22 protein-coding genes are annotated in these 24,766 nt (G+C 67.2%); 10 read left to right on the plus strand and 12 right to left on the minus strand.

The annotated features are described in order from the left end of the window. Positions 1-225: 225 nt before the first annotated feature. Entirely contained in the window at positions 226-1,527 is a 1,302-nt protein-coding gene (hslU, locus tag IM708_RS13490; protein WP_209427098.1) for an ATP-dependent protease ATPase subunit HslU, read from the minus strand. Beyond that, a complete protein-coding gene (gene hslV / locus IM708_RS13495; RefSeq protein WP_209427099.1) occupies positions 1,524-2,081 on the minus strand; it encodes an ATP-dependent protease subunit HslV in 558 nt (185 codons plus the stop codon). Before hslV ends, hslU begins: the two co-directional genes overlap by 4 nt. Positions 2,082-2,183: 102 nt before the next feature. Here hslV and tsaE point away from each other — a divergent pair, with 102 nt between their 5' ends. Genes tsaE through trxA form a run of 4 tightly spaced genes read left to right on the plus strand, consistent with a single transcriptional unit; the run spans position 2,184 to position 9,316 of the window. Further along, positions 2,184-2,639 carry a tRNA (adenosine(37)-N6)-threonylcarbamoyltransferase complex ATPase subunit type 1 TsaE gene (tsaE, locus tag IM708_RS13500; protein WP_209427100.1) on the plus strand — a complete coding sequence of 152 codons (456 nt, stop codon included), beginning with the start codon at positions 2,184-2,186 and terminating at the stop codon, positions 2,637-2,639. Beyond that, entirely contained in the window at positions 2,636-5,584 is a 2,949-nt protein-coding gene (locus IM708_RS21690; protein WP_348524973.1) for a PD-(D/E)XK nuclease family protein, read from the plus strand. Before tsaE ends, IM708_RS21690 begins: the two co-directional genes overlap by 4 nt. Next, positions 5,577-8,942, plus strand: a complete 3,366-nt coding sequence (gene addA / locus IM708_RS13510) for a double-strand break repair helicase AddA (protein ID WP_209427101.1) — start codon at positions 5,577-5,579, stop codon at positions 8,940-8,942. The genes IM708_RS21690 and addA overlap by 8 nt, the downstream gene beginning before the upstream one ends. A gap of 53 nt (positions 8,943-8,995) precedes the next feature. Beyond that, positions 8,996-9,316 (plus strand): thioredoxin, encoded by a 321-nt coding sequence (trxA, locus tag IM708_RS13515; RefSeq protein ID WP_209427102.1) that lies wholly within the window; start codon positions 8,996-8,998, stop codon positions 9,314-9,316. Between the two features lie 25 nt (positions 9,317-9,341). On the opposite strand, the gene IM708_RS13520 is transcribed toward trxA, so the two are convergent. Together IM708_RS13520 and IM708_RS13525 are read right to left on the minus strand one after the other, a co-directional pair. Continuing rightward, positions 9,342-11,012, minus strand: coding sequence for a PAS domain-containing protein (locus IM708_RS13520; RefSeq protein ID WP_209427103.1), 1,671 nt, complete (start codon positions 11,010-11,012; stop codon positions 9,342-9,344). A gap of 105 nt (positions 11,013-11,117) precedes the next feature. Continuing rightward, on the minus strand, positions 11,118-12,530 hold the full coding sequence (locus IM708_RS13525; protein WP_245243185.1) for a sensor histidine kinase RegB: 1,413 nt from the start codon (positions 12,528-12,530) through the stop codon (positions 11,118-11,120). A 90-nt stretch (positions 12,531-12,620) separates the two neighbouring features. On the opposite strand from IM708_RS13525, the gene IM708_RS13530 reads away from it, so the two are divergent. Then, complete coding sequence (locus IM708_RS13530; protein WP_209427104.1) at positions 12,621-13,241, plus strand: SCO family protein; 621 nt, start codon at positions 12,621-12,623, stop codon at positions 13,239-13,241. 66 nt (positions 13,242-13,307) lie between these two features. Further along, positions 13,308-13,865: an ActR/PrrA/RegA family redox response regulator transcription factor gene (locus IM708_RS13535; RefSeq protein ID WP_209427105.1), complete on the plus strand. Its 558-nt coding sequence runs from the start codon at positions 13,308-13,310 to the stop codon at positions 13,863-13,865. Here the strand turns inward: IM708_RS13535 and IM708_RS13540 are convergent. From IM708_RS13540 to IM708_RS13555, 4 genes are all read right to left on the minus strand, one after another. Continuing rightward, positions 13,862-14,440, minus strand: a complete 579-nt coding sequence (locus IM708_RS13540; protein ID WP_348524974.1) for an HD family hydrolase — start codon at positions 14,438-14,440, stop codon at positions 13,862-13,864. The genes IM708_RS13535 and IM708_RS13540 overlap by 4 nt on opposite strands. A 111-nt stretch (positions 14,441-14,551) precedes the next feature. After that, positions 14,552-15,097, minus strand: a complete 546-nt coding sequence (locus tag IM708_RS13545) for a hypothetical protein (protein WP_209427107.1) — start codon at positions 15,095-15,097, stop codon at positions 14,552-14,554. 227 nt (positions 15,098-15,324) lie between these two features. Continuing rightward, the gene (gene secB / locus IM708_RS13550; RefSeq protein WP_209427108.1) at positions 15,325-15,900 is read right to left on the minus strand and encodes a protein-export chaperone SecB; all 576 of its coding nucleotides are present in this window, start codon (positions 15,898-15,900) and stop codon (positions 15,325-15,327) included. Positions 15,901-15,958: 58 nt separating this feature from the next. Further along, positions 15,959-16,420, minus strand: a complete 462-nt coding sequence (locus tag IM708_RS13555) for an FxsA family protein (protein ID WP_209427109.1) — start codon at positions 16,418-16,420, stop codon at positions 15,959-15,961. Between the two features lie 113 nt (positions 16,421-16,533). Between IM708_RS13555 and IM708_RS13560 the strand changes: the two genes are divergently transcribed. Genes IM708_RS13560 through ilvA form a run of 3 tightly spaced genes read left to right on the plus strand, consistent with a single transcriptional unit; the run spans position 16,534 to position 19,128 of the window. Further along, positions 16,534-17,193: a Tim44/TimA family putative adaptor protein gene (locus IM708_RS13560; protein ID WP_209427110.1), complete on the plus strand. Its 660-nt coding sequence runs from the start codon at positions 16,534-16,536 to the stop codon at positions 17,191-17,193. A gap of 45 nt (positions 17,194-17,238) precedes the next feature. Beyond that, positions 17,239-17,832, plus strand: a complete 594-nt coding sequence (locus tag IM708_RS13565) for a Smr/MutS family protein (protein WP_209427111.1) — start codon at positions 17,239-17,241, stop codon at positions 17,830-17,832. Positions 17,833-17,880: 48 nt separating this feature from the next. Beyond that, positions 17,881-19,128, plus strand: a complete 1,248-nt coding sequence (ilvA, locus tag IM708_RS13570) for a threonine ammonia-lyase IlvA (protein WP_209427112.1) — start codon at positions 17,881-17,883, stop codon at positions 19,126-19,128. Positions 19,129-19,140: 12 nt separating this feature from the next. On the opposite strand, the gene IM708_RS13575 is transcribed toward ilvA, so the two are convergent. Continuing rightward, a complete protein-coding gene (locus IM708_RS13575; RefSeq protein ID WP_209427113.1) occupies positions 19,141-19,467 on the minus strand; it encodes an Hpt domain-containing protein in 327 nt (108 codons plus the stop codon). A 147-nt stretch (positions 19,468-19,614) separates the two neighbouring features. Here IM708_RS13575 and IM708_RS13580 point away from each other — a divergent pair, with 147 nt between their 5' ends. Continuing rightward, positions 19,615-20,898, plus strand: coding sequence for a SpoIIE family protein phosphatase (locus IM708_RS13580; protein WP_348524975.1), 1,284 nt, complete (start codon positions 19,615-19,617; stop codon positions 20,896-20,898). A 385-nt stretch (positions 20,899-21,283) separates the two neighbouring features. Here the strand turns inward: IM708_RS13580 and parE are convergent, their stop codons facing one another. The 3 genes from parE to IM708_RS13595 all read right to left on the minus strand — a co-directional run bounded on the left by parE (position 21,284) and on the right by IM708_RS13595 (position 24,755). After that, positions 21,284-23,236 carry a DNA topoisomerase IV subunit B gene (gene parE, locus IM708_RS13585; RefSeq protein WP_209427115.1) on the minus strand — a complete coding sequence of 651 codons (1,953 nt, stop codon included), beginning with the start codon at positions 23,234-23,236 and terminating at the stop codon, positions 21,284-21,286. A gap of 106 nt (positions 23,237-23,342) precedes the next feature. Further along, positions 23,343-24,392, minus strand: a complete 1,050-nt coding sequence (locus IM708_RS13590; RefSeq protein ID WP_209427116.1) for a permease — start codon at positions 24,390-24,392, stop codon at positions 23,343-23,345. A 42-nt stretch (positions 24,393-24,434) separates the two neighbouring features. After that, a complete protein-coding gene (locus IM708_RS13595; RefSeq protein ID WP_209427117.1) occupies positions 24,435-24,755 on the minus strand; it encodes a metalloregulator ArsR/SmtB family transcription factor in 321 nt (106 codons plus the stop codon). Between the last annotated feature and the right edge of the window lie 11 nt (positions 24,756-24,766).

A 24,766-nucleotide genomic window follows, 5' to 3' on the forward strand; every position in this document is an offset into this window, starting at 1 on the left:
CATCCGACGACTCCTCAGAACCGACCCGGATCAGGCCGCCGATCCCTGGCGAAACTTAACCTCCAAACTGCGAAAGAATCCAAGAGTCGTGTAGTATGAAGAAAGTATTGCAATCACGGCTTTTTTCTTTTTTTGTCAAAGACCTGAACTCCGGTCCGCTAGCGGACCGCCTCGTCATCGCGCGGATTCTTGCCCCAGCACGACCGTTCCGACCTCGTATCCCGGTCAGAGAACGTAGCGACTCAGGTCCGCCGACCGCGATAGATCGCCGATATTCTTCTCGACGAAATCCGCGTCCACCGCGACCGACTCCCCGGCCTTGTCGGGCGCCGTGAAGCTGAGTTCCTCGAACACCCGCTCCATCACCGTGTAGAGCCGGCGCGCGCCGATGTTCTCCACCGCCTCGTTGACCTCGGCGGCGATGCGGGCCAGCGCCTTGATGCCGTCCTCGGTGAAGCGGACCTCCAGCTTCTCGGTCCCCATCAGGGCGGTGTACTGCAGCGTCAGCGCGTTGTCGGTCTCAGTCAGGATGCGGACGAAATCGCCCTCGGTCAGCGGCCGCAATTCCACCCGGATCGGCAACCGGCCCTGAAGCTCTGGCAGAAGGTCCGAGGGTTTGGCAACGTGGAACGCGCCCGAGGCGATGAACAGGATATGGTCGGTCTTGACCGCGCCGTACTTGGTGGACACCGTCGTGCCCTCGATCAACGGCAGCAGGTCGCGCTGCACGCCCTCGCGGCTGACATCGGCGCCACGGGTCTCGGCGCGGGCGCAGACCTTGTCGATCTCGTCCAGAAAGACGATCCCGTTCTGCTCCACCGCCTCCAGCGCCGCGGCCTTCACCGCCTCGTCGTCCAGCAGCTTGTCGGCTTCCTCTCCGATCAGGATGTCGTGGCTTTCGGCCACGGTCATCCGCTTGCGCTTGGTGCGCCCGCCAAAGGCCTTGCCGAAGATCTCGCCCAGATTCATGCCGCCGCCCTGCGGCATGCCGGGGATCTCCATCATCGGGAGGGCGGGACCGGGATCAGCGACCTCGACCTCGATGATCGTGTCGTCCAACTCGCCCGCGTGCAGCTTCTTGCGAAAGAGGTCGCGCGTACCGGCTCGCGCCTCGGTCCCGGCGATGGCGTCGAGCACGCGTTCCTCGGCGTTCGCCTGCGCCCGGGTGCGCACGTCCTCGCGCATGTGCTCGCGGGTCATGGCGATGGCGGCGTCCATCAGGTCGCGGATGATCTGCTCGACATCGCGGCCGACATAGCCGACTTCGGTGAACTTCGTGGCCTCGACCTTCAGGAAGGGGGCCTTGGCCAGTTTCGCAAGCCGGCGGCTGATCTCGGTCTTGCCGACGCCGGTGGGACCGATCATCAGGATGTTCTTCGGATAGACCTCCTCGCGCAGGGCGGGGTCCAGTTGCTTGCGCCGCCAGCGGTTGCGCAGCGCCACGGCCACCGCCCGCTTGGCCGGCGCCTGGCCGATGATGAAGCGGTCGAGTTCGGAGACGATCTCGCGCGGGGTCAGGTCGGTCATTTGCGGATGCTCTCCACGGTCAGGTTGCCGTTGGTGTAGACGCAGATCTCGGCGGCGATGGCCATGGCCTTGCGCGCGACCTCTTCGGCGGAATGGTCGGTTTCCATCAGCCCGCGCGCGGCGGCGAGCGCGAAGTTCCCGCCCGAGCCGATGGCGGTGACGTCGTGTTCGGGCTCCAGCACGTCGCCGGCGCCGGTGATGACATAAAGGTCGGCGCCGTCGGTGACGATCAGCATGGCCTCCAGGTTGCGCAGGTACTTGTCAGTGCGCCAGTCCTTGGCCAGTTCGACGCAGGCGCGGGCCAGTTGCCCGGGCGAGGCCTCGAGTTTCTTTTCCAGCCGTTCGAGCAGCGTGAAGGCGTCCGCGGTCGAGCCGGCGAACCCGGCGACGACTTCGCGCCCGTCCTTGCCCAGACGGCGCACCTTGCGGGCCGAACCCTTGATCACCGTCTGGCCGAGGCTGACCTGCCCGTCGCCAGCAACCACCACTTCGCCCCCGCGGCGCACGGCAAGGATCGTCGTGCCGTGCCAGCCGGGAAAGTCGTCCTTCGTCATGTGCTGCCCCTCTCTTCAGGTTGCGCCCTATATGGCCGCGCGCCCTGCAAAGGACAACCCGGCCCTCTGGCAGGCCCGGCGCGTGGACGCTAAGGTGCCGGCATGACGTCCCTTCCCCTCCCCGATCGACACGCGACCGAACGGCTGGCGCGCCGTCTGGCGCCGCGTCTGCGCGCGGGCGATGTGCTGCTGCTGGAGGGGCCGATCGGCGCGGGCAAGACGCATTTCGCCCGCGCGCTGATCAAGGCGCTGATGCCGGTGGCCGAGGAGGTGCCCTCGCCCACCTTCACGCTGGTCCAAGTCTATGACGGGCCGGGTTTCCCGATCTGGCACGCCGACCTCTACCGCCTTACGGACCCCGAGGAAGCGGTGGAGCTGGGCCTGGCCGAGGCGTTCGAGACCGCGCTCTGCCTGGTCGAATGGCCCGAGCGGCTGGGCCCCTGCCGGCCGCCCAATGCCCTGACCCTGCGCCTGTCGCATGCGCCCGGGGACAGCCGAGAGGTCGAACTGATCGCCGACGGGGCGGGCTGGTCGGAGCGGCTGGAGGGGTTGGCGTGATCTTCGGCCCCTCGGACGGCGCGCGGGTCTTTGCCGAAGCCCCGGGCACGGATTTCGCCGCTGCGGTGTCGCGTGGCCTGCGCAACCGACTGGCCGGCCAGCCGCCCGAGGCGATGGCGCGCATCGAGGTGTTGGTGAACACCAGTCGACTGCAGGCGCGCCTGCGGGCGGCGCTGATGGCGCAGGGGCCGGGCTTTCTGCCGCGCATCCGCCTGATCGCCGCGCTGGACGACACCGGCCTTGATACACCGCGCGCGGCGCTGCGCCGGCGGCTGGAACTGGCGCAACTCATCCGCGGGCTGCTTGCCGCCGACCCGACCCTTGGCCCGCGGCACGCGGCCTTTGCCCTGGCCGACAGCCTGGCGGCGCTGCTGGACGAGATGCAGGCCGAGGGCGTGGCGCTCTCGGCGCTGGACCGTCTGGACGTCAGCCAGCATTCGCAGCACTGGGACCGGTCGCTGCGCTTCATCCGGCTGGTCGCGCGCTACCTTGCCCCCGGCGCGTTGCGCGACCGTCAGGGGGCGCAACGCGCCGCGATCGAGGCGCTGGTGGCCAGCTGGGCCGAGGCGCCGCCCGCGCATCCGGTAATCGTGGCGGGCTCGACCGGGTCGCGCGGGATGACGGCGCTTCTGATGCGGGCGGTCGCACAGCTGCCGCAAGGGGCCTTGATCCTGCCCGGGTTCGACTTCGACATGCCGGCGGATGTCTGGCCCGAACTCGACGATCCGCTGCAGTCCGAGGATCACCCGCAGTATCGCTACGCGGCACTCCTGCGTACGCTCGATATCGAAGCGGGCCAGGTCGCGCCCTGGGCCGGAGCCGCCGCGCACGATCCGGCGCGCAACCGCGTGATCTCGCTCTCGCTGCGCCCGGCCCCGGTCACCGACCGCTGGCGGGCCGAGGGTGCGGGACTGGGGAATCTTGAAACCGTCCTGGCCAGAACAGACCTGATCGAAGCGCCCGACCCGCGGACCGAGGCGCTGGCCATCGCGCTGATCCTGCGCAATGCCGCCGAGACTCGCCGCAGTGCAGCGCTGATCACCCCCGACCGGTTGCTGGCGCGACAGGTGACCGCCGCGCTTGACCGATGGCAGTTGCGCCCCGACGATAGCGCGGGCCGGCCACTGGCACTGTCGGCGCCAGGGCGCTTCCTGCGGCAGGTCGCGGCCTGCTTGCGTCACATGCCCGATGCGCGGTCGCTGGTCGCGCTGCTGAAGAATCCCATCGCCCACTCCGCCGACGGGCGCGGGCCGCATCTGAACCACTTGCGCGACCTCGAACTCTGGCTCCGGCGAAAGGCCCTTCCGTTTCCGACCGCGCCGGACCTCGTCCGCTGGGCCGGCGAGGACGTCGGGCGCCGCATCTGGCTCGACTGGCTGCTGCCCCTGCTGTCGCCCCCCGATCCCTGCGCGCATGCGCTATCCGACTTGGTCGACCGGCACCTGACACTGGCCGAACGGCTCGCTGGAGGGGTGCGCAAAGGGACGACAGACCCCGGCAGCGGCGAGTTGTGGCTACGCGAACCCGGGCGGCGTGCGCAGACGCTCATGGCGGACCTGTCCGCCGCGGCGGCGCATGGCGGCGAGGTCACGGGCGCCGACTATGTCGCGCTGCTCGATGGCCTGCTGGCCGGCCAGTCGGTGCGCGAAAGCGCCGAGTCGCATCCCGACATTCAGATTCTGGGCACGCAGGAAGCGCGCTTTCACGGGGCCGATCTGGTCGTGTTGGGCGGGTTGAACGAGGGGGTCTGGCCGCAGGTCCCCGCGCCCGACCCCTGGTTCAATCGACGCATGCGCCTGGATGCCGGGCTGCTGCTGCCGGAACGCCAGGTCGGGCTTTCGGCGCACGATTTCCAGCAGGCCGCGGGCGCCGCCGAAGTCGTCTTCACGCACGCCCGCCGCAACGCCGAGGCCGAAACCGTGCCGTCCCGCTGGATCAACCGGCTGCAGAACCTGATCGCCGGCCTTCCGGCGCAGCAGGGCCCCGCGGCATTGCAGGCGATGCGCGCGCGCGGGCAGGTCTGGCTCGACCTCGCCGCGCGCTTTGATCGCGACCTGCGCGCGGTGCCCGATGCGGTGGCGCGGCGCCATCCCCGTCCCGCCCCCGCGCCCCCTGCCGCGGCGCGCCCGCGCGAACTGCCGGTCACCGCCGTCAAGGACCTGATCCGCGACCCCTACACGATCTACGCGCGCTACATCCTTGGTCTGCGGCCGCTGGACGCGCTGAGCGCCGAGCCGGATGCACGCCTGCGCGGGGTTGTCCTGCACGAGCTTTTCGACCGCTTCACGCGCGCCCATCCCCCCGGTACAGCCGCCGATCCAGCCAACTTGCTGGCGATGGCCGACGCCGTCCTGTCAGAGTACGTGCCCTGGCCGGCAGCGCGAATGCTGTGGCGAGCCCGGCTTGCCCGCGTGGCGGAGGATTTCATCCGATGGCACAGCGGCCTGAGCGGCGCGCCCATTCTGATCGAGCAGAAGGGCGCGCTGACCTTGCCGGACCCGCCCTTCACATTGACCGGACGGCCCGACCGTATCGACCGCCTGCCGCATGGTGCGCTGCAGATCTTCGACTACAAGACCGGTGACCCGCCCACGAAGGCGCAGCAGGAAGCCTTCGACAAGCAATTGATCCTTCTGACGATGATGGCCGAAGACGGCGCCTTTCCGGGGCTTGACCCCGCGCCTGTGGACCGCGCCGAGTTCGTTGGCGTCGGCACCCGGTTCAAGCTGAGCGCGGCCGAGATCGACCCCGAAGCCCTCGCCCGCCACCGCGAAGGACTGCGCCGCCTTTTGCACGACTACATGTCCCCGCGGCAGGGATACATCGCCCGTCGCGCCGCGAAGAAGGACAGCGATCGCAGCGACTATGACCAGCTTTCGCGCCGGGGGGAATGGCAGGTCACCGACACCGAGGAAACCTTCCGGGTGGGCGATCACGATGGATGAGGCGACCCGGCGCCAGATCCGGGCGGCGGAGCCGTCCGCCACGACCTGGCTGTCGGCGAATGCCGGCTCGGGCAAGACGCGGGTGCTGATCGACCGCGTCGCGCGGTTGTTGCTGCGCGGGGTGGCGCCGCAGCGCATCCTCTGCCTGACCTATACCAAGGCCGCCGCGGCCGAGATGCAGAATCGCCTTTTCGCACGGCTGGGCGACTGGGCGATGAAGGACGACGCGGACCTATCCGCGGCGCTGCACGACCTGGGCGAGACGGTCATCGACCCCGACCTTCTGGCCCGCGCGCGGCGGCTTTTCGCCCGCGCGCTGGAAACTCCGGGCGGGTTGAAGATACAGACGATTCACGCCTTCTGCGCGGCACTCCTGCGCCGCTTCCCCCTGGAAGCCGGCGTTGCGCCCGACTTTGCCGAGGCCGATCCGCGCAGCCTGCTGGCGCTGCGCATGGAACTGCTGGACGACCTGGCCGCGGGCGACGAGGCGCCACGGTTGCAGGCATTGGCCGCCAGGATCGGCGAGGGCACGCTGCTGTCGCTTCTGACCGAATTGAGCCGTTTCCGGGATGCGTTTCGCCCCAATGCGCCGGCGGCCGACCTGAACGCGCTGTTCGATTTGCCGCCGGGTTTCGACGATGCCGCGCTTGCCGCGCAGGTCTTCGCCGGCGACGAAGTCGAAATGGCCCGCGTGCTGTTGCCGCATCTGCGCGCCGGCAAACCGACCGACCTCAAACTCGCTGACGCGCTTTCCCCCCTCATCCATCGTGTCGCGCTAGACGATCTGCCGCGACTAGAAGGCGCGCTGCTGTTTGGCAAATCCGCGAAGGAAGCCTTCACCGCGAAGGGCGCTCGATTGCCGACGAAAGACTTGAGAGCGAAGCTGGAACGGGCCGAGCCGGTGGCGCTGGCCGCGCTGGATGCGCTTGGAGATCGCATAGAGGCCGCGCGTGCGCTGAGACAGCGGCTGGAGGCCTTCGAGCGCGCGACGGCGCTTCACGGGTTTGCGCGTGACTGGATGCGCGCGGCGGAAGCGGCGAAAGCGGAGCGCGGCTGGCTGGAGTTCGACGACCTGATCGTGCGCGCGCGCGATTTGTTGGGCGACCCGTCGGTCGCGCAATGGGTGCTCTACAAGCTGGACGGGGGGATCGATCATATCCTGATCGACGAAGCACAGGATACCAGCCCCGAGCAGTGGCAGGTGATCGGGCATCTGGCGCAGGAATTCACCGCCGGCCAGGGCGCACGCGAGGCCGTGCGCACGATCTTCGTTGTCGGTGATCGCAAGCAGTCGATCTATTCCTTCCAGGGCGCCGATCTGCGCGGCTTCGACCGGATGCAGGGCGAATTCGACGCCCGCTTCGCCGCGGTCGGTCCCGGGATGCAGCGGCTGGAACTGACGCATTCGTTCAGGTCCTCGGAAGCGATTCTGCGTCTGGTCGACACCTGCTTCGCCCCCGACCCGCAGGAAAACGGACTGGGCGGCGGCGTTGCGCACCTTGCCTTTCAGACCGAGTTGCCGGGACGCGTCGACCTCTGGCCGATGGTGGAACCGGCCGAGAAGCCCGCGCCAGGGGACTGGGACGTCCCCCTCGACCGGCCAAGCGAGGAGCATCACGAACTCACGCTCGCCCGGCAGATCGCGCGCGAGATCGCCGCCATCCTCGCCTGCGGCGAACGGATTGCCACGAAGGACGGGTGGCGCACGGTCGGCCCGGGCGATTTTCTGGTTCTCGTGCGTCGCCGGCGACTGCTGTTTCACGAGATCATCCGCGCCCTCAAGGCCGAGGGATTGCCGGTGGCGGGCGCCGACCGGTTGGTGCTGACCGAAGAACTGGCCGCCCAGGACCTGATTGCGCTTCTTCGCTTCCTGGCGCTGCCCGAAGATGACCTGTCGCTTGCCTGCGCGCTGCGCTCGCCGCTTTTCGGCTGGTCCGAGGACCGGCTGTTTCGGCTGGCCCACGGGCGCGGAAAGCAGTTCCTTTGGGAACGCCTGCGCGCTGCTGCCGGTGCCGAAGAAACCGTCGCGGTGCTGCAGGACCTTCGCGATCAGACCGATTTCCTGCGTCCCTACGAACTGATCGAGCGCGTGCTGACCCGGCACGAGGGCCGCCGACGCCTGTTGTCCCGCTTCGGGATCGAGGTCGAGGACGCGCTGGAAGCCTTTGTCGCGCAGGCGCTGGTCTACGAGATCGAGGAAATCCCGACGCTGGACGGATTTCTGGGCTGGCTAACCGCCGCCGATGTCGAGGTCAAGCGTCAGTCGGAAGCGGCCGGCGGGCGCATCCGGGTCATGACCGTTCACGGAGCGAAGGGGCTGGAGGCGCCGGTGGTCGTGCTGCCCGACACCGCCGACCGGCGTGACCCGGAACGTGCTGCGCTGCGCGACGTCGCCGGCCAGCCGATCCTTCGCCTGCCAGCCGAGGACGCCCCCGAGGTGCAGATCGTCGCGGATGAAGCGGCCCGCGCGCGCCGGCGCGAAGAATCCGATCGCCTGCTCTATGTCGCGCTGACACGGGCCGAACGCTGGCTGATCATTGCCGGCGCCGGCAAGGCCGCGGATCAGGCCGGCTGGTACGCCCGGATAAAAGCCGGCATGGAGGCCCTGAACGCAGAGGCACAGGATTTCCCGCCAGGTCCCGGGTCTCGGTTTGAATCCGGCGCTTGGCCCGCGCCCGCTCCCGCGCCGCGGGTCGTCGCGCAGGTGACAGACGATACCGACCTGGATCATCTTTCGCGCCCGCTGCCCGTGCCCGCGACGCGAACGCTTGCCATCAGCCCCAGCGCCCTCGGGGGCGCGAAGGCGCTGCCGGGAGAGGCCGGCGCGACCGAAGAAGAGGCGCTTAAACGCGGGCGCATGATGCATCTTCTGCTGGAGCACCTGCCCGCCGCCGCACCGGGCGACCGTCCTGCGCGCGCCGAGGCCCTGCTTGCGCCCTTCGATGCGCCTCCGGTCGAGGTCGCGCGCTGTCGGGACGAAGCCGAGGCGCTGATGAACAACGACACGCTGCGCCCGGTGTTCGCGCAGGACACGCTGGCCGAGGTCGCGCTGTCCGGCCTCTGGCATGATCGACTGATCTGGGGCGTGATCGACCGCTTGCAGATCACCGCCGATCACGTCCTTGCGATCGATTTCAAGACGAACCGAGTAGTGCCCGCGACGCCAGCCGAGGTGCCGGAGGGCTTGCTGCGCCAGCTTGGCGCCTATGTCCACCTGCTGCGTCCGCTTTATCCCGACCGGCGGATCGAGGCCGCGATTCTCTGGACCGCGACGGCAAAACTCATGCGGCTCGACAACGCAGCCCTTGCCGCCGCACTGGACCGGGCCGCCCTTGACCCCGAAGTCGCGGCTTCATAGTTGTCAGGAGAGGCGCCTCGGCGCGTGATTTACCCCGAAAGCGGAGACATCCCATGGCCACCATTCCCGTCACCGACGCGACCTTCGACGCCGAAGTGCGTAACAGCTCGATCCCGGTCGTCGTCGATTTCTGGGCGGAATGGTGCGGACCCTGCAAGCAGATCGGCCCGGCGCTGGAAGAACTTTCGACCGAATACGAAGGCCGGGTGAAGATCACCAAGGTCAACGTCGACGAGAACCCGCAAGTGACCGCGGCGATGGGTATCCGGGGCATACCGGCGCTGTTTCTGGTGAAGGATGGCCAGATCGTGTCGAACAAGGTCGGCGCGGCGCCCAAGGCCGCACTTGCCAGCTGGATCGACGCGTCGATCTGATCACTGGATCCGCGGCTCCGTGGTATCAGACCCCGGCGTGCTGGGGGGCTGACGGCGCGGGCGACGTCTGCTTTGACGAGAGCCTGCCCTTGCCCGCGGAAGCGGCAGGGGGACGGTTTTGGTGCGTGACAGGTGCGCGCGCCTCGGCACTATCCAACGCGGCCAATTCTGCCAACGGCTCGAACACGACAAGCAGGGCACTGTTCGTGGCGCGACGTGCCCGCAGCATCATCTGCCGCCCGACCTTCAGCCGGACCACACCCGCGACCACGCCCTGATCCGTCTGCGGCCTCGCCAGCGCCGCGACCCCGGCCCACAGGTCGCTATCCTCGCATTGCAGACGCCACGCACCCAGCGCTTCTCGCAGGGTCACGACGGCCATCGACTCCTCGATCTTCTGGCCCCAGAGGCGGCCGAAGGCGGCGTTCGTCAGGACCAGCTGCCCGTTGGCGGAAAAGACGGCGACGGCCGCTTCCAGCAAATTCAACGCGGCCTGCCCGGTTTCAAGTTCCGCCCGAAAATTCCGCGAGAGATAGACTTCGGAGCTGATGTCCTCGAGCATGAAGGCCAGGGCGCCATCGGGATGGGGCCTGACCGACACCCGGAAGGTCTGCCCCGACGGCAGCGACCAGGTCTCCTCGAATTCGCGCGGCTCGCCGCTGCTCTCACAATCGGTGAGGCGCCGCGCCCAACTCGAATAGTCCCGCGGCTCGGGCAGGATGCGCTTTCCGCGCATCCGGTTCAGGAAACCTTCCATCCCGGGGCGCGACAGCAGGAACTCGGGTTCAAGCCCGGTCAACTGGCTCAATGCCGGGTTGAAAAGCTGAAGACGGCGATGTCGGTCGAAGACCGCAAGGCCGATCGGCAGCGTGGCGAAGGTCTTGGTGAGCGTCTGGATAAACGATTGCCGTGCGCTTTCCGCCAGGTGCGCGGCATCGGCCGGGACGGCGAAAACCAGTTGGCCCTTCTCATCGGCCTCGCGCTGCAGATCGAACCAGGCAACGCGCCCCCCCGGCAGCGCCAGCGACACCCGCTCGACCCGCCCGGCCTCGCTTCCGGGGAACAACGACGGCAAGGGCCAGCTGATCGCGCCGCCATAGCCGGCTTCGATCAGCTGATGCAGGTAGGCACCATTTGCCCAGATCACCTGTCCCTGCGCGTTCTCGCGCCAGGTCGGGATCGGCGAAAGGTCCGACACGCCGCGCAGTACGGCAAGTTCCTCTTCCAGCGCGCGATGGCTCAGACGATCCAGCATCACGCCGCCCTCCTCGGCCGCGGTATCGGCCAACGTCAGGCGCGCGGTCCCGTCAAGCCATTCCGCAAGCAGCGAAAGCCCCGAACCGTCCTTCGCCGTCAACTCCAGGCGGCGCCGCTGCGCAAGCGTCGCCAGACGCTCCGCCAGATCGGGAAAGCCGGCTGCGAGATAGCGTGACAGACGCGCCCAGGCGACGCCTTCGCCGGGGATATCGCCCGCCGTGCCGGCCAACGACGAAAGCAGGGCCTCGCCGCGGTCGTTGGCGTCGACCAGAACCCGATCGCTGAAAAGGAAAACAGCATCCAGCCGGTTTCCACCCAGTTTCGCCTGCGGCACGCGCGAGGGCATCTTCAAAAGCCCCGCCGCAATCAGAACCACCGCCAGCGCCGTCGCGGCAGAGGTCGCAAGCACAACGAGCGCGGAAGTCAGGCTGCTGTCCATCATCAATCCAGTCGAGAATTCCCGCAGGCGCGGGCCGATGCTCGAAGCGTTCTCTATTCTGGTTAAGCGGCCATTAACGGGGATCTGCCCGGTATTGACTATTTTCTAGTCAGGCGACGATCCGCCGATGCTCGGATCGAGCGGGAGATTGGCTCCCAGGCGCGGGCGCGGCGCGGCGACGATCGCCGTTCGCGGCCACGACACCTCGGCAATCGCACCGGCCCATTCCCCTGCATGATCGCCGTCATCGACAGCGGAGCCCGTGCCATTGCGAAACCGCAGCCTGGCGCCCGACCGTTCCAGCAAGGTCTTGGCGATGAAAAGACCCAGTCCCATCCCCTCGTATTCCGGTCGATGGCTGCGGAGCGCCGCCGGCCGGCGCGCGCGCAGGTAGGGATCGCCGATCCGGCCCAGCAGATCGGGTGGATAGCCCGGACCATCGTCCATGACGCGCAGTCTGATCGTCGACTCGTCCCACTCGGCGTCGATGCGGATCCGGTTTTCCGCGAAATCGACCGCATTCTGGATCAGGTTGCGAAGGCCATGGATGATCTCGGGTCGGCGCCAGATCTCGGGCATGCGCGGATCGGCGTCACCCAGAGCGCGATGGACGAAGCGCAACTCCTTGCCGCGGGCGGCATGCGGCGCGGCAGCCTCGGTCACGACCGCCTCCAGCGGCGCCTGATGCAGATGCGGATCGTCCTTTCCCGCCTGTCCCATCGAGTGGAGGATCTTTCGGCAGCGGTCGGCCTGTTCGCGGATCAGCGTCGCATCGGCCCGCTGGTCGGCGTCTTCCAGCGTGTCGATCAGTTCCGAACTCGCCAGCTTGATCGTCGCCAGCGGTGTACCCAGTTCGTGCGCGGCAGCCGCAACTACGGCGGTCAGATCGGTCAGCTTCTGTTCGCGAGCAAGCGCCATCTGCGTCGCCAGAAGCGCCTCGGTCAGCGCGTGCTTTTCTATGGCGACACTGCGCGAATAAAGCCCGATGAAGGCGATGCCGGTCAGAATCGCCAGCCATTGCCCGACCAGCAGCAGCGTCGGTATCACGACCGGCAGGCCGCCGCGCAGGATCAATGGCTCATGGCTGACGGCCAGAAGCGATGCCAATGCGGCCGCGATCCCCCCGATGGCCAGCGTGGAGCGCAACCTCAGCGCGGTTGCGGCGATCGTGACCGGCGCCAGCAGCAGAAGCGCGAACGGGTTCGACAACCCGCCCGTCAGAAACAACAGGACCGACAACTGCGTCGTGTCGAAGATCAGGGTCAGCAGCACCTCGCCTTCGGACAGACGGCGGTTCGGCGGAAAGACGAACTCGCTCAGTAGGTTCGAGGCAATCGAAACTGCGACAACAAGGTAGGCTAGCGGGATGGAAAAACTGAGACCCAGACCGAAATGCGCGATCGTGATCGCCAGGAACTGGCCCAGCACCGCAATCCAGCGCACCCGCGTCAGGGTTTGCAGGCGCACCCAGTGCATGTCGGCATCGTAATTCGTGAGCCTGACGGGGTAGCGTGCCAAGGGGCGTCCTGTTGTCGCGGAAAGTCCTGGCCGCATTGTTAGTGCTCGACGCATCGGGCATCAAGAACCGCTCAAGGATCGGAGAGTCTGATGATTCGCTACTACAGCATCGGCGCGGCCGCTTTCGTGGCGGTGCTGCTGGGCGTCCTGGGTTGGCTGGTTTTGGCGGATCGCGATGGCGACCGATTTGCCCAGTGCCGCGCAACGTCCATCGCAGGCGGATCCGGATCGATCGGCGGCCCGTTCGAACTGATCGACCAGACCGGACGCACGGTGACCGAGGCCGACGTGCTTTCAGAACCGGCGCTGATCTACTTCGGCTACACGTTCTGCCCGGATGTCTGCCCTCTCGACACCGCGCGCAATGCGCTCGCCGTGGAGCTGTTGGAGGAGCGCGGCCACAACCTCCGCCCCGTCTTCATCTCGGTCGACCCCCGGCGCGACACGCCAGAGGTGCTGGCAGAGTTCGCGAGCATCTTTCATCCCCGGATGATCGGACTGACCGGCAGTGAGGCGCAGGTTCGTGCCGCGGCGCGCGAATACCGGGCCTTCTACAACGTCCACGAGGCCGAGGATGACTTCTACCTCGTCGACCATTCGACCTTCACCTATCTGATGCTGCCCGGCGAAGGCTTCGTCGAGGTCTTTCGCCGCGACGACACCGCACCCGACATGGCCGACCGGATCGCCTGTTTCCTGGACAGGCTTTGAACCCGGCGGATTCTGCCCTACGTCCGCGCTGCACCCAGTTCGACACCGCGTCACAGGAGTAGCGAGATGTCCGATCCGCAAACACCCGATATCGGCCCCGACCGGTCCCTGCTGCTGGTCGACGATGACGAGGTGTTCCTGAAGCGTCTGGCCCGCGCCATGGAGCGGCGCGGTTTCGAGCCGCACACCGCGACAAGCGTTGCCGCCGGCAAGGCCGCCGCGCAGGCAACTCCACCGGCCTACGCGGTCATCGACCTGCGCCTCGAAGACGGCAATGGCCTCGATGTCGTCGAGGCGTTGCGAGCGCGTCGCCCGGACGCGCGCATCGTCGTGCTGACCGGTTATGGCGCCATCGCGACAGCGGTCGCCGCGGTGAAGATCGGCGCGACGGATTACCTGTCGAAGCCCGCCGATGCCGACGAGGTGGTCAACGCGCTGCTCAATCATGCCGACGGCACCCTGCCCGCCCCGCCGGAAAACCCGATGTCGGCGGACCGGGTGCGCTGGGAACACATCCAGCGCGTGTTCGAACAATGCGACAGGAACGTGTCCGAAACCGCGCGACGGCTCAGCATGCATCGGCGAACGCTTCAGCGCATTCTCGCCAAGCGCAGCCCTCGCTAGGCGCGCCGCCGGTCGAGTTCCGACATCAGGGCGCCGTGGCGCGCCATGAACGCCGCGCGCACCTCGACCGGGGGGCGCGGCACGATCGACAGGGTTTCGACCACGCCAGCCGGTGGCTTGCCGAAAAAGCGGTCAGCCTCGGCAGCGTTGAACCCCGCGATCTCGACAGCCTCGAGCCAGGCGGAAATGCGGTCGGCCCGCTTGATCAGCGACTTGACCTTTGGCGGCAGTTCCGCCGGCAGCCCAAAGCGCAGATGTACCGCCACCGACAGCCGCGCATCCAATGCCCCGTAGCCCGGGCCGACCGCGGCCTTCACCGGCGAGATCATGTCGCCGATGACGTACTCCGGCGCATCGTGCAGCAGCGCGGCCAGGCGCCATCGCGGCTCCGTCTTTGGCTCCAGACGACCCACCAGGTGCTCGACCAGAAGCGAATGCTCCGCCACGGAATAGGGAAAGTCGCCATGCGTCTGCCCGTTCCAGCGCGCGACGAACGCCAGGCCATGCGCGATGTCTTCAAGTTCGATATCGACGGGAGTCGGGTCTAGCAGATCCAGCCTGCGACCCGAAAGCATGCGCTGCCATGCGCGGGGTTGTTTCATCGGTGCGGCGGGGCCCAAATTCCTGTCCGCAGCATCGATAGCGCGCGTGTCGCGCGCGGTAAACCCGGGCCGCGGGTGATGGAACTATACCGACAGCACCCAGATCGCCGCGATCGCGCCCACCAGCGCCGCGCCCAACCCGGCCAGCGCGCCCACGAGGAAGCGACGCAGATCAAACCGCAAATGGCGCGGGGACTGAACGGCGACTGTCGTCCCGGCCGCGACAGGGTCGTCGCCGCCGCCTCCGTCGGATACATTCTGCGATGGCTCGGACGGAATGGGGCGGCTCAGCGTCCGCAGGCTCTGGCGCAAGCGCTCGGCGACCTCGTCGCGGGTGGGGGCGTTGCCCTCGGCACCGGCACGAAAGCCCTGCGCGAACGGACGGCGCGTGGCCCGCCCGCCTTCATGCGCCTCGGCCTCGGCCATCAGGCGGTCGATATCGATCGCGGCGATGCGTCCATTCCCCGCGCGCAGAAGGGTGGCGCCGCCTGCGCCCTCGGTCATGTCCGACGCAGAAGCCAGATCCAGACCATCACGGCGCAATCGCCGGCGGCTGCGCAGATCCAGCCATTTCCCGGTCAGCACCGCCTTGCGCGGCGGCAGGCGTGGCGGCTCTTTCGGATTGCGCAAGATCCCGACTCGCGCCTGCCGATCCAGTCGCATCTGCTGCCTGGAAAACGCAATCTGCGCAGTTGCACCGATGTCTTCTGATAGATTGGCCACGACCCTGTATCCCACGCATACGGCTTGTCCGATCCGAGCCTTGCGCAAGAGTGTTAAGAAGTCGCGACCTTGCTCCCGGCCTTTGGCATGAAAAAGGGCCGCTGACGCGGCCCCTTGCTTCCCTTCTGGCTGCCTCAGGCGGCAGGTGCGGCGCCGCCGCCGGCCTGGCCTTTCTGGCTCTGGCGCGCCAGTTCCTGACGGTAAAGCGCCATGAAATCGATCAGGTCGAGGTTCAGGGCCGGGAAACCCCCGTCGCGGGTGACATCGCTGATGATGCGCCGCGCGAAGGGGAACAGGATGCGCGGGCACTCGATCAGCAGGAAGGGGTGCATTTGTTCCTGCGGGACACCCTCGATATGGAACACGCCACCGTATTCAAGCTCCACCAGGAACAGGGTCTTGCCGTCTTCCTTGGTCTTCGATTCGATGCGGAACTTGCTGATCACCTCGAACTGATGCTCGGTATCGCGCTTGCGCGCATCCAGGCTGACCTGAACCTGAATGTCGGGCTGGCCCTGCGGCAAGGTCATATTGTTCTGCGCAACAGCGTTTTCGAAGGACATGTCGCGAACGAACTGCGCCAGTACCTGCACCTTCACCTGCGGCTGGCCTGCCGCCTGTGCACCGGCCTGCGCGCCCGCCTGTCCGGCCGCCGGCGCCGCCGCGCCATTGCCGCCATTGCCATTGTCGCCCTTGCCATTCTCGGCCATGGAATACTCCTGATTGGATCCTGTTTCGGCGTTTGTCTAGCAGGTCACCGCGGACGCCTCAATGGTCGCGGCGATCGTCGATCCGCGGCTTCGGTTCGGGCTCTTCCCGGGCCTCGAACTCGCCCTCGATGATATCGCCCTCGGGGTGGGGCCGGGCTTGCAGATGCACCTCCTGGACCTTCACCCGCGTCTTCAGCGCCCGAAGGATCGCGCGCTGTACCGGCGGCAGCAGCAGGACCAGACCCACGGCATCGGTCAGAAAGCCCGGCAGGATCAGCAGGATGCCCGCAACGATCTGGAACGCGCCCTGGGCCAGGAACGTACCCGGCGACAGCCCCTGCAGACCCTGATGCATGACCTGCGACGCACGCGCCTTGTTGGCGCGCAGGATCAGCACGCCCGACAGCCCGCCCAGCACGATCAGTGCCAGCGTCGGCCACAAGCCGATGCGCCCGCCGATGACGATGAACAGCGCGATCTCGATCAGCGGCAGGACAAGAAAGACAAGCACAAGAGGCATCTCTGCGCTCCTTCCGGGCGCTTGTGGTGGACTCGGACTGTGTGGCACCTTACATAGCAGAGCAACGCGCGCAACATGCTGCGCGCCCCCGATGCGACCGCCCCGAGGACTCGATGGATTCTGCCGTGATTCAACTGCTCGTATTGGCTGGAATAGCCGTTTTTCTGATCCTCAGGCTGCGCAGTGTGCTCGGCACCCGCGAAGGCTATGAACGCCCGCCCGAAGCCCTGCCGGGAACCAAGGCGCCGAACCGCCGCGGCTTCGACGTGATCGATGGCGGCGCGGACGAGGACATTACCGATCACGTTTCCGCGGGGTCGCCCCAGGCCAAGGCGCTGGCCGAGATGAAGCGGATCGAGCCGGATTTCAACGTGAGCGAATTCCTGCAGGGCGCCCGCGGCGCCTACGAGATGATCCTCATGGGCTTCGAGAAGGGCAACATGGACGAACTGGTGCCGTTCCTGTCCCGCGACGTCTTCGAAAGCTTCGACGAGGTCGTCCAGTTGCGCGAGCGCGAGGGCCTCAAGGTCGACGCGAATTTCGTCGGCGTGCGTGAAGTCGAACTCGCCGATGCCGCCTTCGACACCGAGCGCAAGGAAGCCGAAGTCACCGTCCGTTTCGTGGGCGAATTGACCTCGGTCGTGCGCAACAAGGAGGGCGAGATCGTCGAGGGCGATCCGAACACGATCAAGCAGCAACGCGACATCTGGACCTTCGCGCGGGTGATGGGGTCGGACAACCCGAACTGGAAGCTGGTCGCCACCGGCGGCTGATCCGCACCCGACCAGGGGACGGAGACGACGGCAGAGGGGGCTTCGATGCCGCGCCGGTTGAGCGACGAAGACCGCGAGATCTGGCAGCGCGTCGCCCGCACCACCCGCCGCCTGCAAGCCTCGCCCGACCCGGCGGTCAGCGCGCGACAGTCGCCCGTGCCCGACCCGGGGGCTGAACCCCCGCGTGCGCGGCTTATGACTTCGCTCCTGCCTCCCTCCCCACCATCCCTTCGCCCGCAACTGGATCTCGCCCCTTCTGTCTCGGCGGAACTGGCGCGCGCGCCGGTGCGCATGGACCGGCGCACGCACGACCGCATGAAGCGCGGCAAGCTCGACCCCGAGGCGCGGATCGATCTGCACGGCATGACCCTTGGCCAGGCGCAGCCGGCGCTTTCGGGCTTCGTCCTGTCGGCACGCGCCCGGGGACTGCGGCTGGTGCTGGTGATCACCGGCAAGGGGCGCACGCGGCCGGCCGATGACCTGGGCCCCATCCCCCGCCGCCCCGGCGCCCTGAAGATCGAGGTGCCGCGCTGGCTGCGCAGCCCGCCGCTCGCCCCCGCCGTCCTGGAGGTGCGCGAGGCGCATCACCGCCACGGCGGCACCGGCGCCTACTACGTCTACCTGCGCAAACCGGCCTGAAACGGAAATAGCGGTTTCCCCGCCCGCGTTTCGCGCCTAGATGGGCGCATGACCGATTTCGCCACCGCCGCCCGCCACGCCAGCGATGCCCTGCGCCAGCTTTTCCCGCCGACGCCGCTGCAACGCAACGACCATCTGAGCCAGCGCTTCGAGGCCGATATCTGGCTCAAGCGCGAGGACCTGACGCCGGTGCGGTCCTACAAGCTGCGCGGCGCCTTCAACGCCATGCGCAAGGTGATGGCCGCCCATCCCGACCAGCGCATATTCGTCTGCGCCAGCGCCGGCAACCACGCGCAGGGCGTCGCCTTCGCCTGTCGGCATTTCGGCGTGCAGGGCGTGATCTTCATGCCCGTCACCACCCCGCAGCAGAAGATCGCCAAGACCCGCACCTTCGGCGGCGACGCGGTCGAGATCCGGCTGACCGGCGACTATTTCGACCGCGCGCTCGCCGCCGCGCAGGCCTATTGCGCCGAGACGGGGGGCCATTTCCTGTCGCCCTTCGACGATGCCGACGTGATCGAGGGTCAGGCCAGTGTCGGGGTCGAGATCCTCGAACAGCTCGGCGGCATGCCCGATCTGCTGGTCCTGCCGGTGGGCGGCGGCGGGCTGGCGTCGGGCGTCCGGCGCTACCTGCACACGCAGCCAAACCCCTGCGCCATGCGCTACATCGAGCCCGAAGGCGGGGCGAGCCTTGTCGCCGCGCTGCAGGCCGGCGGGCCGGTCACCCTGCCCCGCGTCGACAGCTTCGTCGACGGCGCCGCGGTCGCCCGGATCGGGACGCAGACCTACGCGCAGCTTGCCGATATCGACCCCGTTGACGTCCTTCAGGCGCCCGAGGACCGGATCTGCGTCACCATGCTGGACATGCTGAATGTCGAGGGGATCGTGCTGGAACCGGCTGGCGCCCTTGCCGTCGACGCGCTGCCCGACCTGGCCGATCTGATTCGCGGCAAGTCCGTGGTCTGCGTCACCTCCGGCGGCAACTTCGACTTCGAGCGGCTGCCCGAGGTCAAGGAACGCGCGATGCGCTTTTCCGGCGTGAAGAAGTATTTCATCCTCCGGTTGCCGCAGCGCCCCGGCGCCCTGCGCGATTTCCTCGAGATTCTGGGCCCGGACGACGACATCGCCCGCTTCGAATACCTGAAGAAATCGGCGCGCAACTTCGGCACCGTGCTGATCGGGATCGAAACGTCGGATGCCGCGAATTTCGCCCGCCTCTTCGCCCGCATGGATGAGGCGGGCTTCACCTGGCGCGACATCACCCTGGACGAGACCCTCGCTGGATTTCTGGTCTGACGCCTGCTTTGATCACGCGGCGCGGGTGGCCAGGCCCTTCTTCAGTTCGGCGACCGAATCATCATAGCTTGATATGATCTTTGACAATTCGACATCCTCGGGAGCGCCGGCGGCGGCCTGGGCCTCGCCTTCGGCGCAATGCTCCGCGAAACGGTCGAACCCGAGGTTGAGCGCGGCGCCCTTCAGAAAGTGCAGATCGGCCTGATATCGCGCGGGCTCGGGCGACTTCCGCAAGCGGGCGATGACCTCGCCGGCTTCCTCGAGGAACATCGCGACGACCTCGTCGAACGCCTCGTCCATTTCCGCCTTGAGCTCTTCCACATGCGGCCAGTTGATCATCGCGGCTCTCCGAACGCTCCCGCGCGGAACGATACAACTCCCGAGCGAGAAAAACCAGAACAATGAAAACAAATACAATTGGCTGGTTTAGCGGTTGTTAACATCGAGCCAGCAGAAAAATCCGAACTCATGCGCCAGGTGATATCGGTGACTGCACCGCTCCCCAAGATCGAACTGCCCGAGTTCGACACCTCGACCCGCGCGATCCGCAACGTGTTGGTCGTCGACGACTCGCGTGCCCAGCGGCATCTGCTGGCGACCAGCATCCGCTGCTGGGGTTTCAACGTGCTGCAGGCCGCCTCGGGGCTGGAGGCCCTGGCGCTCTGCCAGCGGATGGAGATCGATCTGGTCCTGTCCGACTGGATGATGCCGGGCATGAACGGGATCGATTTCTGCCGCGCGCTGCGCAACCTCGATTCGGACCGCTACATCTATTTCATCCTGCTCACCTCGAAATCGGACAAGGCGGCGGTGGCCGAGGGGCTGGAAGTCGGCTCTGACGATTTCCTTTCGAAACCGGTCGACGCAGGCGAGTTGCGCGCCCGGATCAGCGCCGGCGAGCGCGTGCTGGCGATGGAGCGCGAACTGCGCGCCAGCAACCAGTTGCTGACCGACGCGCTGATGCAGCTTCGCACCCTCTACGACTCGCTCGACCGCGACCTGACCGAAGCGCGCGCGCTGCAACTCTCGCTTCTGCGCGATCGCCAGCAGCGCTTCGATCGCGGTCTGGCAAGCATGTTGCTGCGCCCCAGCGGCCATGTCGGCGGCGACATGGTGGGCTGTTTCGGCATCAACGCGGACCTGATCGGCCTCTATTCCTTCGATGTCTCCGGCCACGGGGTCGCCTCGGCGCTGATGACCGCGCGCGTCGCGGGGCTTCTGTCCGGGGCGTCGGCCGAGCACAACATCGCCATCGGACCCGGTCCCGATGGCCCGGTGGGGCGCAGTCCGGCAGGGATCGCCACCGACATGAACACCCTTGTGCTGTCCGAGATCGAGACCGAACGCTACCTGACCCTCGCCTATGCCGAGATCGACCAGCGCACCGGTCGCGTGCGCATGGTGCAGGCGGGTCATCCGCATCCTGTGGTCCAGCACCTCGACGGCGGGCTCAGCTTCCTGGGCGACGGCGGGTTACCGATCGGCCTGATCGACGGGGCAAGCTACACGGGATTTGAGACGCGCCTGCGCGCGGGCGAACGGCTGATCCTGCTGTCGGACGGGATCACCGAATGCCCCGATCCCGGGGGTGAAGAACTGGGCCATGAGGGCCTGACGCGTATCCTGACGCATCTGGCCGATCTGCGCGGCGAAGACCTGCTCGAAGGTCTACTCGACCATCTCTCGCGCTGGTCGGGCACCGAGGATTTTCCCGACGACATCTCCATCGCGGTCTTCGAATTCGATGGCGCCGAGGTCCCGACGGATTGAACGTAGCGGCCAAGCCCTGAGAGCCTTCACACTCCCGGCGCTCGACCTTCCGCCAGCCGTTCCTTGCGAACCCGCCCCCGATCGACCCGGCCGCTTCGGCACTTGCTTCGGTCGCCTCGCGGGCCGGCCTTTCGCGCGGCAGACACGCCGCGCTAACTCCGGTTCGAATGGCGCCTGACGGTCGGCAGGTGCCTTTGGCCGCAGCATCGTCGCAGCCTCAGGAGCAGGTAAACAAAAGGTTGCGGTAACAACTATTTTCTTTTTTTATCAGTATCTTGAATGATTGTTCGCATGCGAACACACCCGTTTTCACCCGGATTCGGCACGCTCCAAGGTCAGCGCAGCGGTTCGTTCCGCTGGAACGGGGCCGCAGTTTCGGACCGGTTCAAACGTCCAGTTCCTCGACGAAACGGGCGTTCTCGGTGATGTACTGGAAGCGCAGTTCCGGCCGTTTGCCCATCAGCCGCTCGACCAGATCACCGGTCTCGCCAGGCTCGTCCTCGTCGATGGACACCCGGATCAGCTTGCGGGTCGCCGGGTTCATCGTCGTGTCCTTCAGGTCCTTGGCATCCATCTCGCCGAGGCCCTTGAAGCGGCTCACGTCGATCTTGCCCTTGCCACCCAGCCCCTTCTCCAGCCAGGCCGCCTTCTCCGCCTCGTCCAGCGCATAGATCCGCTTCGCCCCTTGCGTCAGCCGGAACAGTGGCGGGCAAGCCAGGTAGAGGTGCCCGTGATCGATCAGCGGCCGCATCTGCGTGAAGAAGAACGTCATCAACAGCGCCGCGATATGCGCCCCGTCGACATCGGCATCGGTCATGATGATGATCTTCTCGTAGCGCAGATCATCCAGCCGGAACTTCGTGCCCAGCCCCACCCCCAGCGCCTGGCACAGATCGCTGATCTCGGCGTTTTGCCCCATCTTGCCCGAGGCCGCGCCGAGCACGTTCAGGATCTTGCCCCTCAGCGGCAACAGCGCCTGCGTCTTTCTTTCGCGCGCCATCTTCGCCGACCCGCCCGCCGAGTCCCCCTCGACGATGAACAGCTCCGTCCCCTCGCGCCCAGCGGCCGAGCAATCGACCAGCTTGCCGGGCAGGCGCAGCTTCTTCGTCGCGGTCTTGCGCTGGGTCTCCTTCTCGGCGCGGCGGCGCAGGCGTTCCTCGGACCGGAGCACCAGATAGTCGAGGATCGCGCCCGCCGATTTCGGATCCGACGCGAGCCAATTGTCGAAGTGATCGCGCACCGCCCCCTCGACCAGACGCGCGGCCTCGGCCGTGGCCAGCCGGTCCTTGGTCTGGCCCACGAATTCTGGCTCGCGGATGAAGCACGACACCAGCGCGCAGCCGCCCGCCGCCATGTCCTCGCGAGTGATCTGCGCGGCCTTGCGGTTGCCGGCGCGTTCGCCATGCGCGCGGATGCCCTTCAACACCGCCGCCCAGAAGCCTGCCTCGTGCGTGCCGCCTTCGGGCGTGGGGACGGTGTTGCAGTAGGACTGCACGAACCCGTCGCGCGCCGGCGTCCAGTTGATCGCCCATTCGACCTGGCCGGGTACGCCGAACTTCTCCTCAAAACTCACGCGGCCGGCAAAGGGCTTGTCGGCATAGGTCTGATCGCCGCCCAACTGCTCCTGCAGGTAATCCGCCAGCCCTCCGGGAAAGCGAAAGGTGGCCTCCATCGGTGTGTCGCCGTCCGGCAGCGCCGATTTCCAGCGGATCTCGACCCCGGAAAAAAGATAGGCCTTCGACCGCGCCATGCGAAACAGCCGCGCCGGCTTGAACCGGTGATGGCCGAAGATCTCCTCGTCGGCATGGAAGGTCACGGTCGTGCCGCGCCGGTTCGGCGCCGGGCCGACCTGCTGCACCGGCCCCTGCGGCTTGCCGCGCGAAAACTCCTGCACATAGAGCTGCCGGTTGCGCGCCACCTCGACGCGCAGGTGATCGCTCAGCGCGTTGACGACCGACACCCCCACGCCGTGCAACCCGCCCGAGGTTTGGTAGGCCTTACCCGAAAACTTGCCCCCCGAATGCAGTGTGCACAGGATCACCTCCAGCGCCGACTTGTCGGGAAATTTCGGATGCGGGTCGATGGGGATGCCCCGGCCGTTGTCGCGGATGGTCAGCGCATGATCGGCGTGCAATTCGATCTCGATGCGGCTAGCATGTCCCGCCACTGCCTCGTCCATCGCGTTGTCCAGGATCTCGGCCACCAGATGGTGCAGCGCGCGTTCATCCGTGCCGCCGATATACATCCCCGGCCGCTTGCGCACCGGCTCCAGGCCTTCCAGGACCTCGATGGAATGGGCATCGTAGCTGTCGGTCGCGCCGGCAAGAAGGTCGGACATGGGCTGCTCGAGTCGTTTGTTCTGATTGGCCCATCAGTAGACCACCGACCCGCCCTTGGCGCAAGACTTGGGGGGCGCGCAACCATAGGCTGCGCACCCCTATTCCCTACAAAGCCACCCAGAACTGGAACGCCAGACCCGCCGCAAACGCGCCGGACAGCGACAGCGCCAAGTAGAGCGCGAAGACCGGCGGGCGGACCAGCGCCCAGACCGCGATGGCCGCGGGGATCGAGGTCACGCCACCTGCGATCAGGAAGGCCATGCCCGCCCCCGGCGTCATGCCCTGCCCGATCAGCCCGCCGATCAGCGGCAGCGCGGCGTAGCCGTTCAGATAGGCCGGCACTCCGACCAGCGTCGCGGTGACGATCGGCGAAAGCCCCTGCCCGCCCAGCGTCGTGGTGACCAGTTCTGCCGGGATCCAGGCCAGCATCAGGCTTTCCAGCAGGAAGGCCAGGGTCAGCCATTTCGCCAGGAAAAGCGTGATCGACAGCGCCTCGTTACGAAACTTCTGCACACGCGCCGGCTCGATCCAGAAACGCCACAGGACCGGTCGCGGCGCGCGGACGCGGTTGCCGCCACAGCCGCCGTCGCCGATCCCCGGGCGCAGCGGCGTCGTCAGCGCCCCGGTGCCCAGCATCACATGTACCACCACGCCGCCGGCCGCGCCGAGGGCAATGGCGGCAAGCGTCTTGGCCAGCGCAAACTCCACCCCCAGCACCCCCGCGGTCAGCACGAACATCGACGGGTCCATCAGCGGCGAGGCCAGCCAGAACGCCATGACCGGCGCCAGCGGCACCCCCATCGCCAGCAGCGCCGCAATCAGCGGGATTACCCCGCACGAGCAGAAGGGCGACAGCGCCCCCGCCAGCGCCCCCAGCGCGATCATCGTCGCCGGCGCCCCGGTAAAGGCGCGCGCGATCAACTCGTCGGCGCCGGTCGCCCCCGCCCAGCCGGCCATCACGACCGACAGCAACAGGAACGGCGCGATCTTGACCAGCGACGCCAGAATGAAGCGAACCGACGCGTCGGCCTGCCCAAGGTCGAAAACGGTCACCGCCGCCAGGATTGCGGCCGCGGCAAGCCAGACGCGCTGTTTGCGCCAGAACGCACCGCACCGCCAGGCCGGCGCGGCGGGGATCGGAGTGACATCAGTCATATCGACATCTCCAGTCATGTAGTTTTTTCAGGTCAAAAAAACTCAGGCCGCGTCGGTGCGCGTGGTTACCCCGGTGCAGCAGTTTTCGGTCAGGTAGGTCAGTGTCCGGCGCATGGCATCGTAGTTGGCGCGATTCACGACCTCGCGCCCCCGGCGTTCCTGAATCACGAGATCCGCCGCCACCAAGGCGTTCAAATGATGCGCCAGCGTCGAAGGGGCGAGCCCCAGATGCGCGCCGATCTCGCCCACCAGCATCCCATCCTCGCCCGCCTGAACCAGCAAGCGGAAGATGGCGAGACGGGCATCATGCCCCAGCGCGGCCAGCGCGCGGACGGTCGGGGAAAAAGCGGCATCCTGATTCATGCTGCCAATAT

Origin of the sequence: Pararhodobacter sp. SW119, assembly GCF_017811755.1 — a bacterium.
In the GTDB taxonomy this organism is placed as follows: Bacteria; Pseudomonadota; Alphaproteobacteria; order Rhodobacterales; family Rhodobacteraceae; genus Pararhodobacter.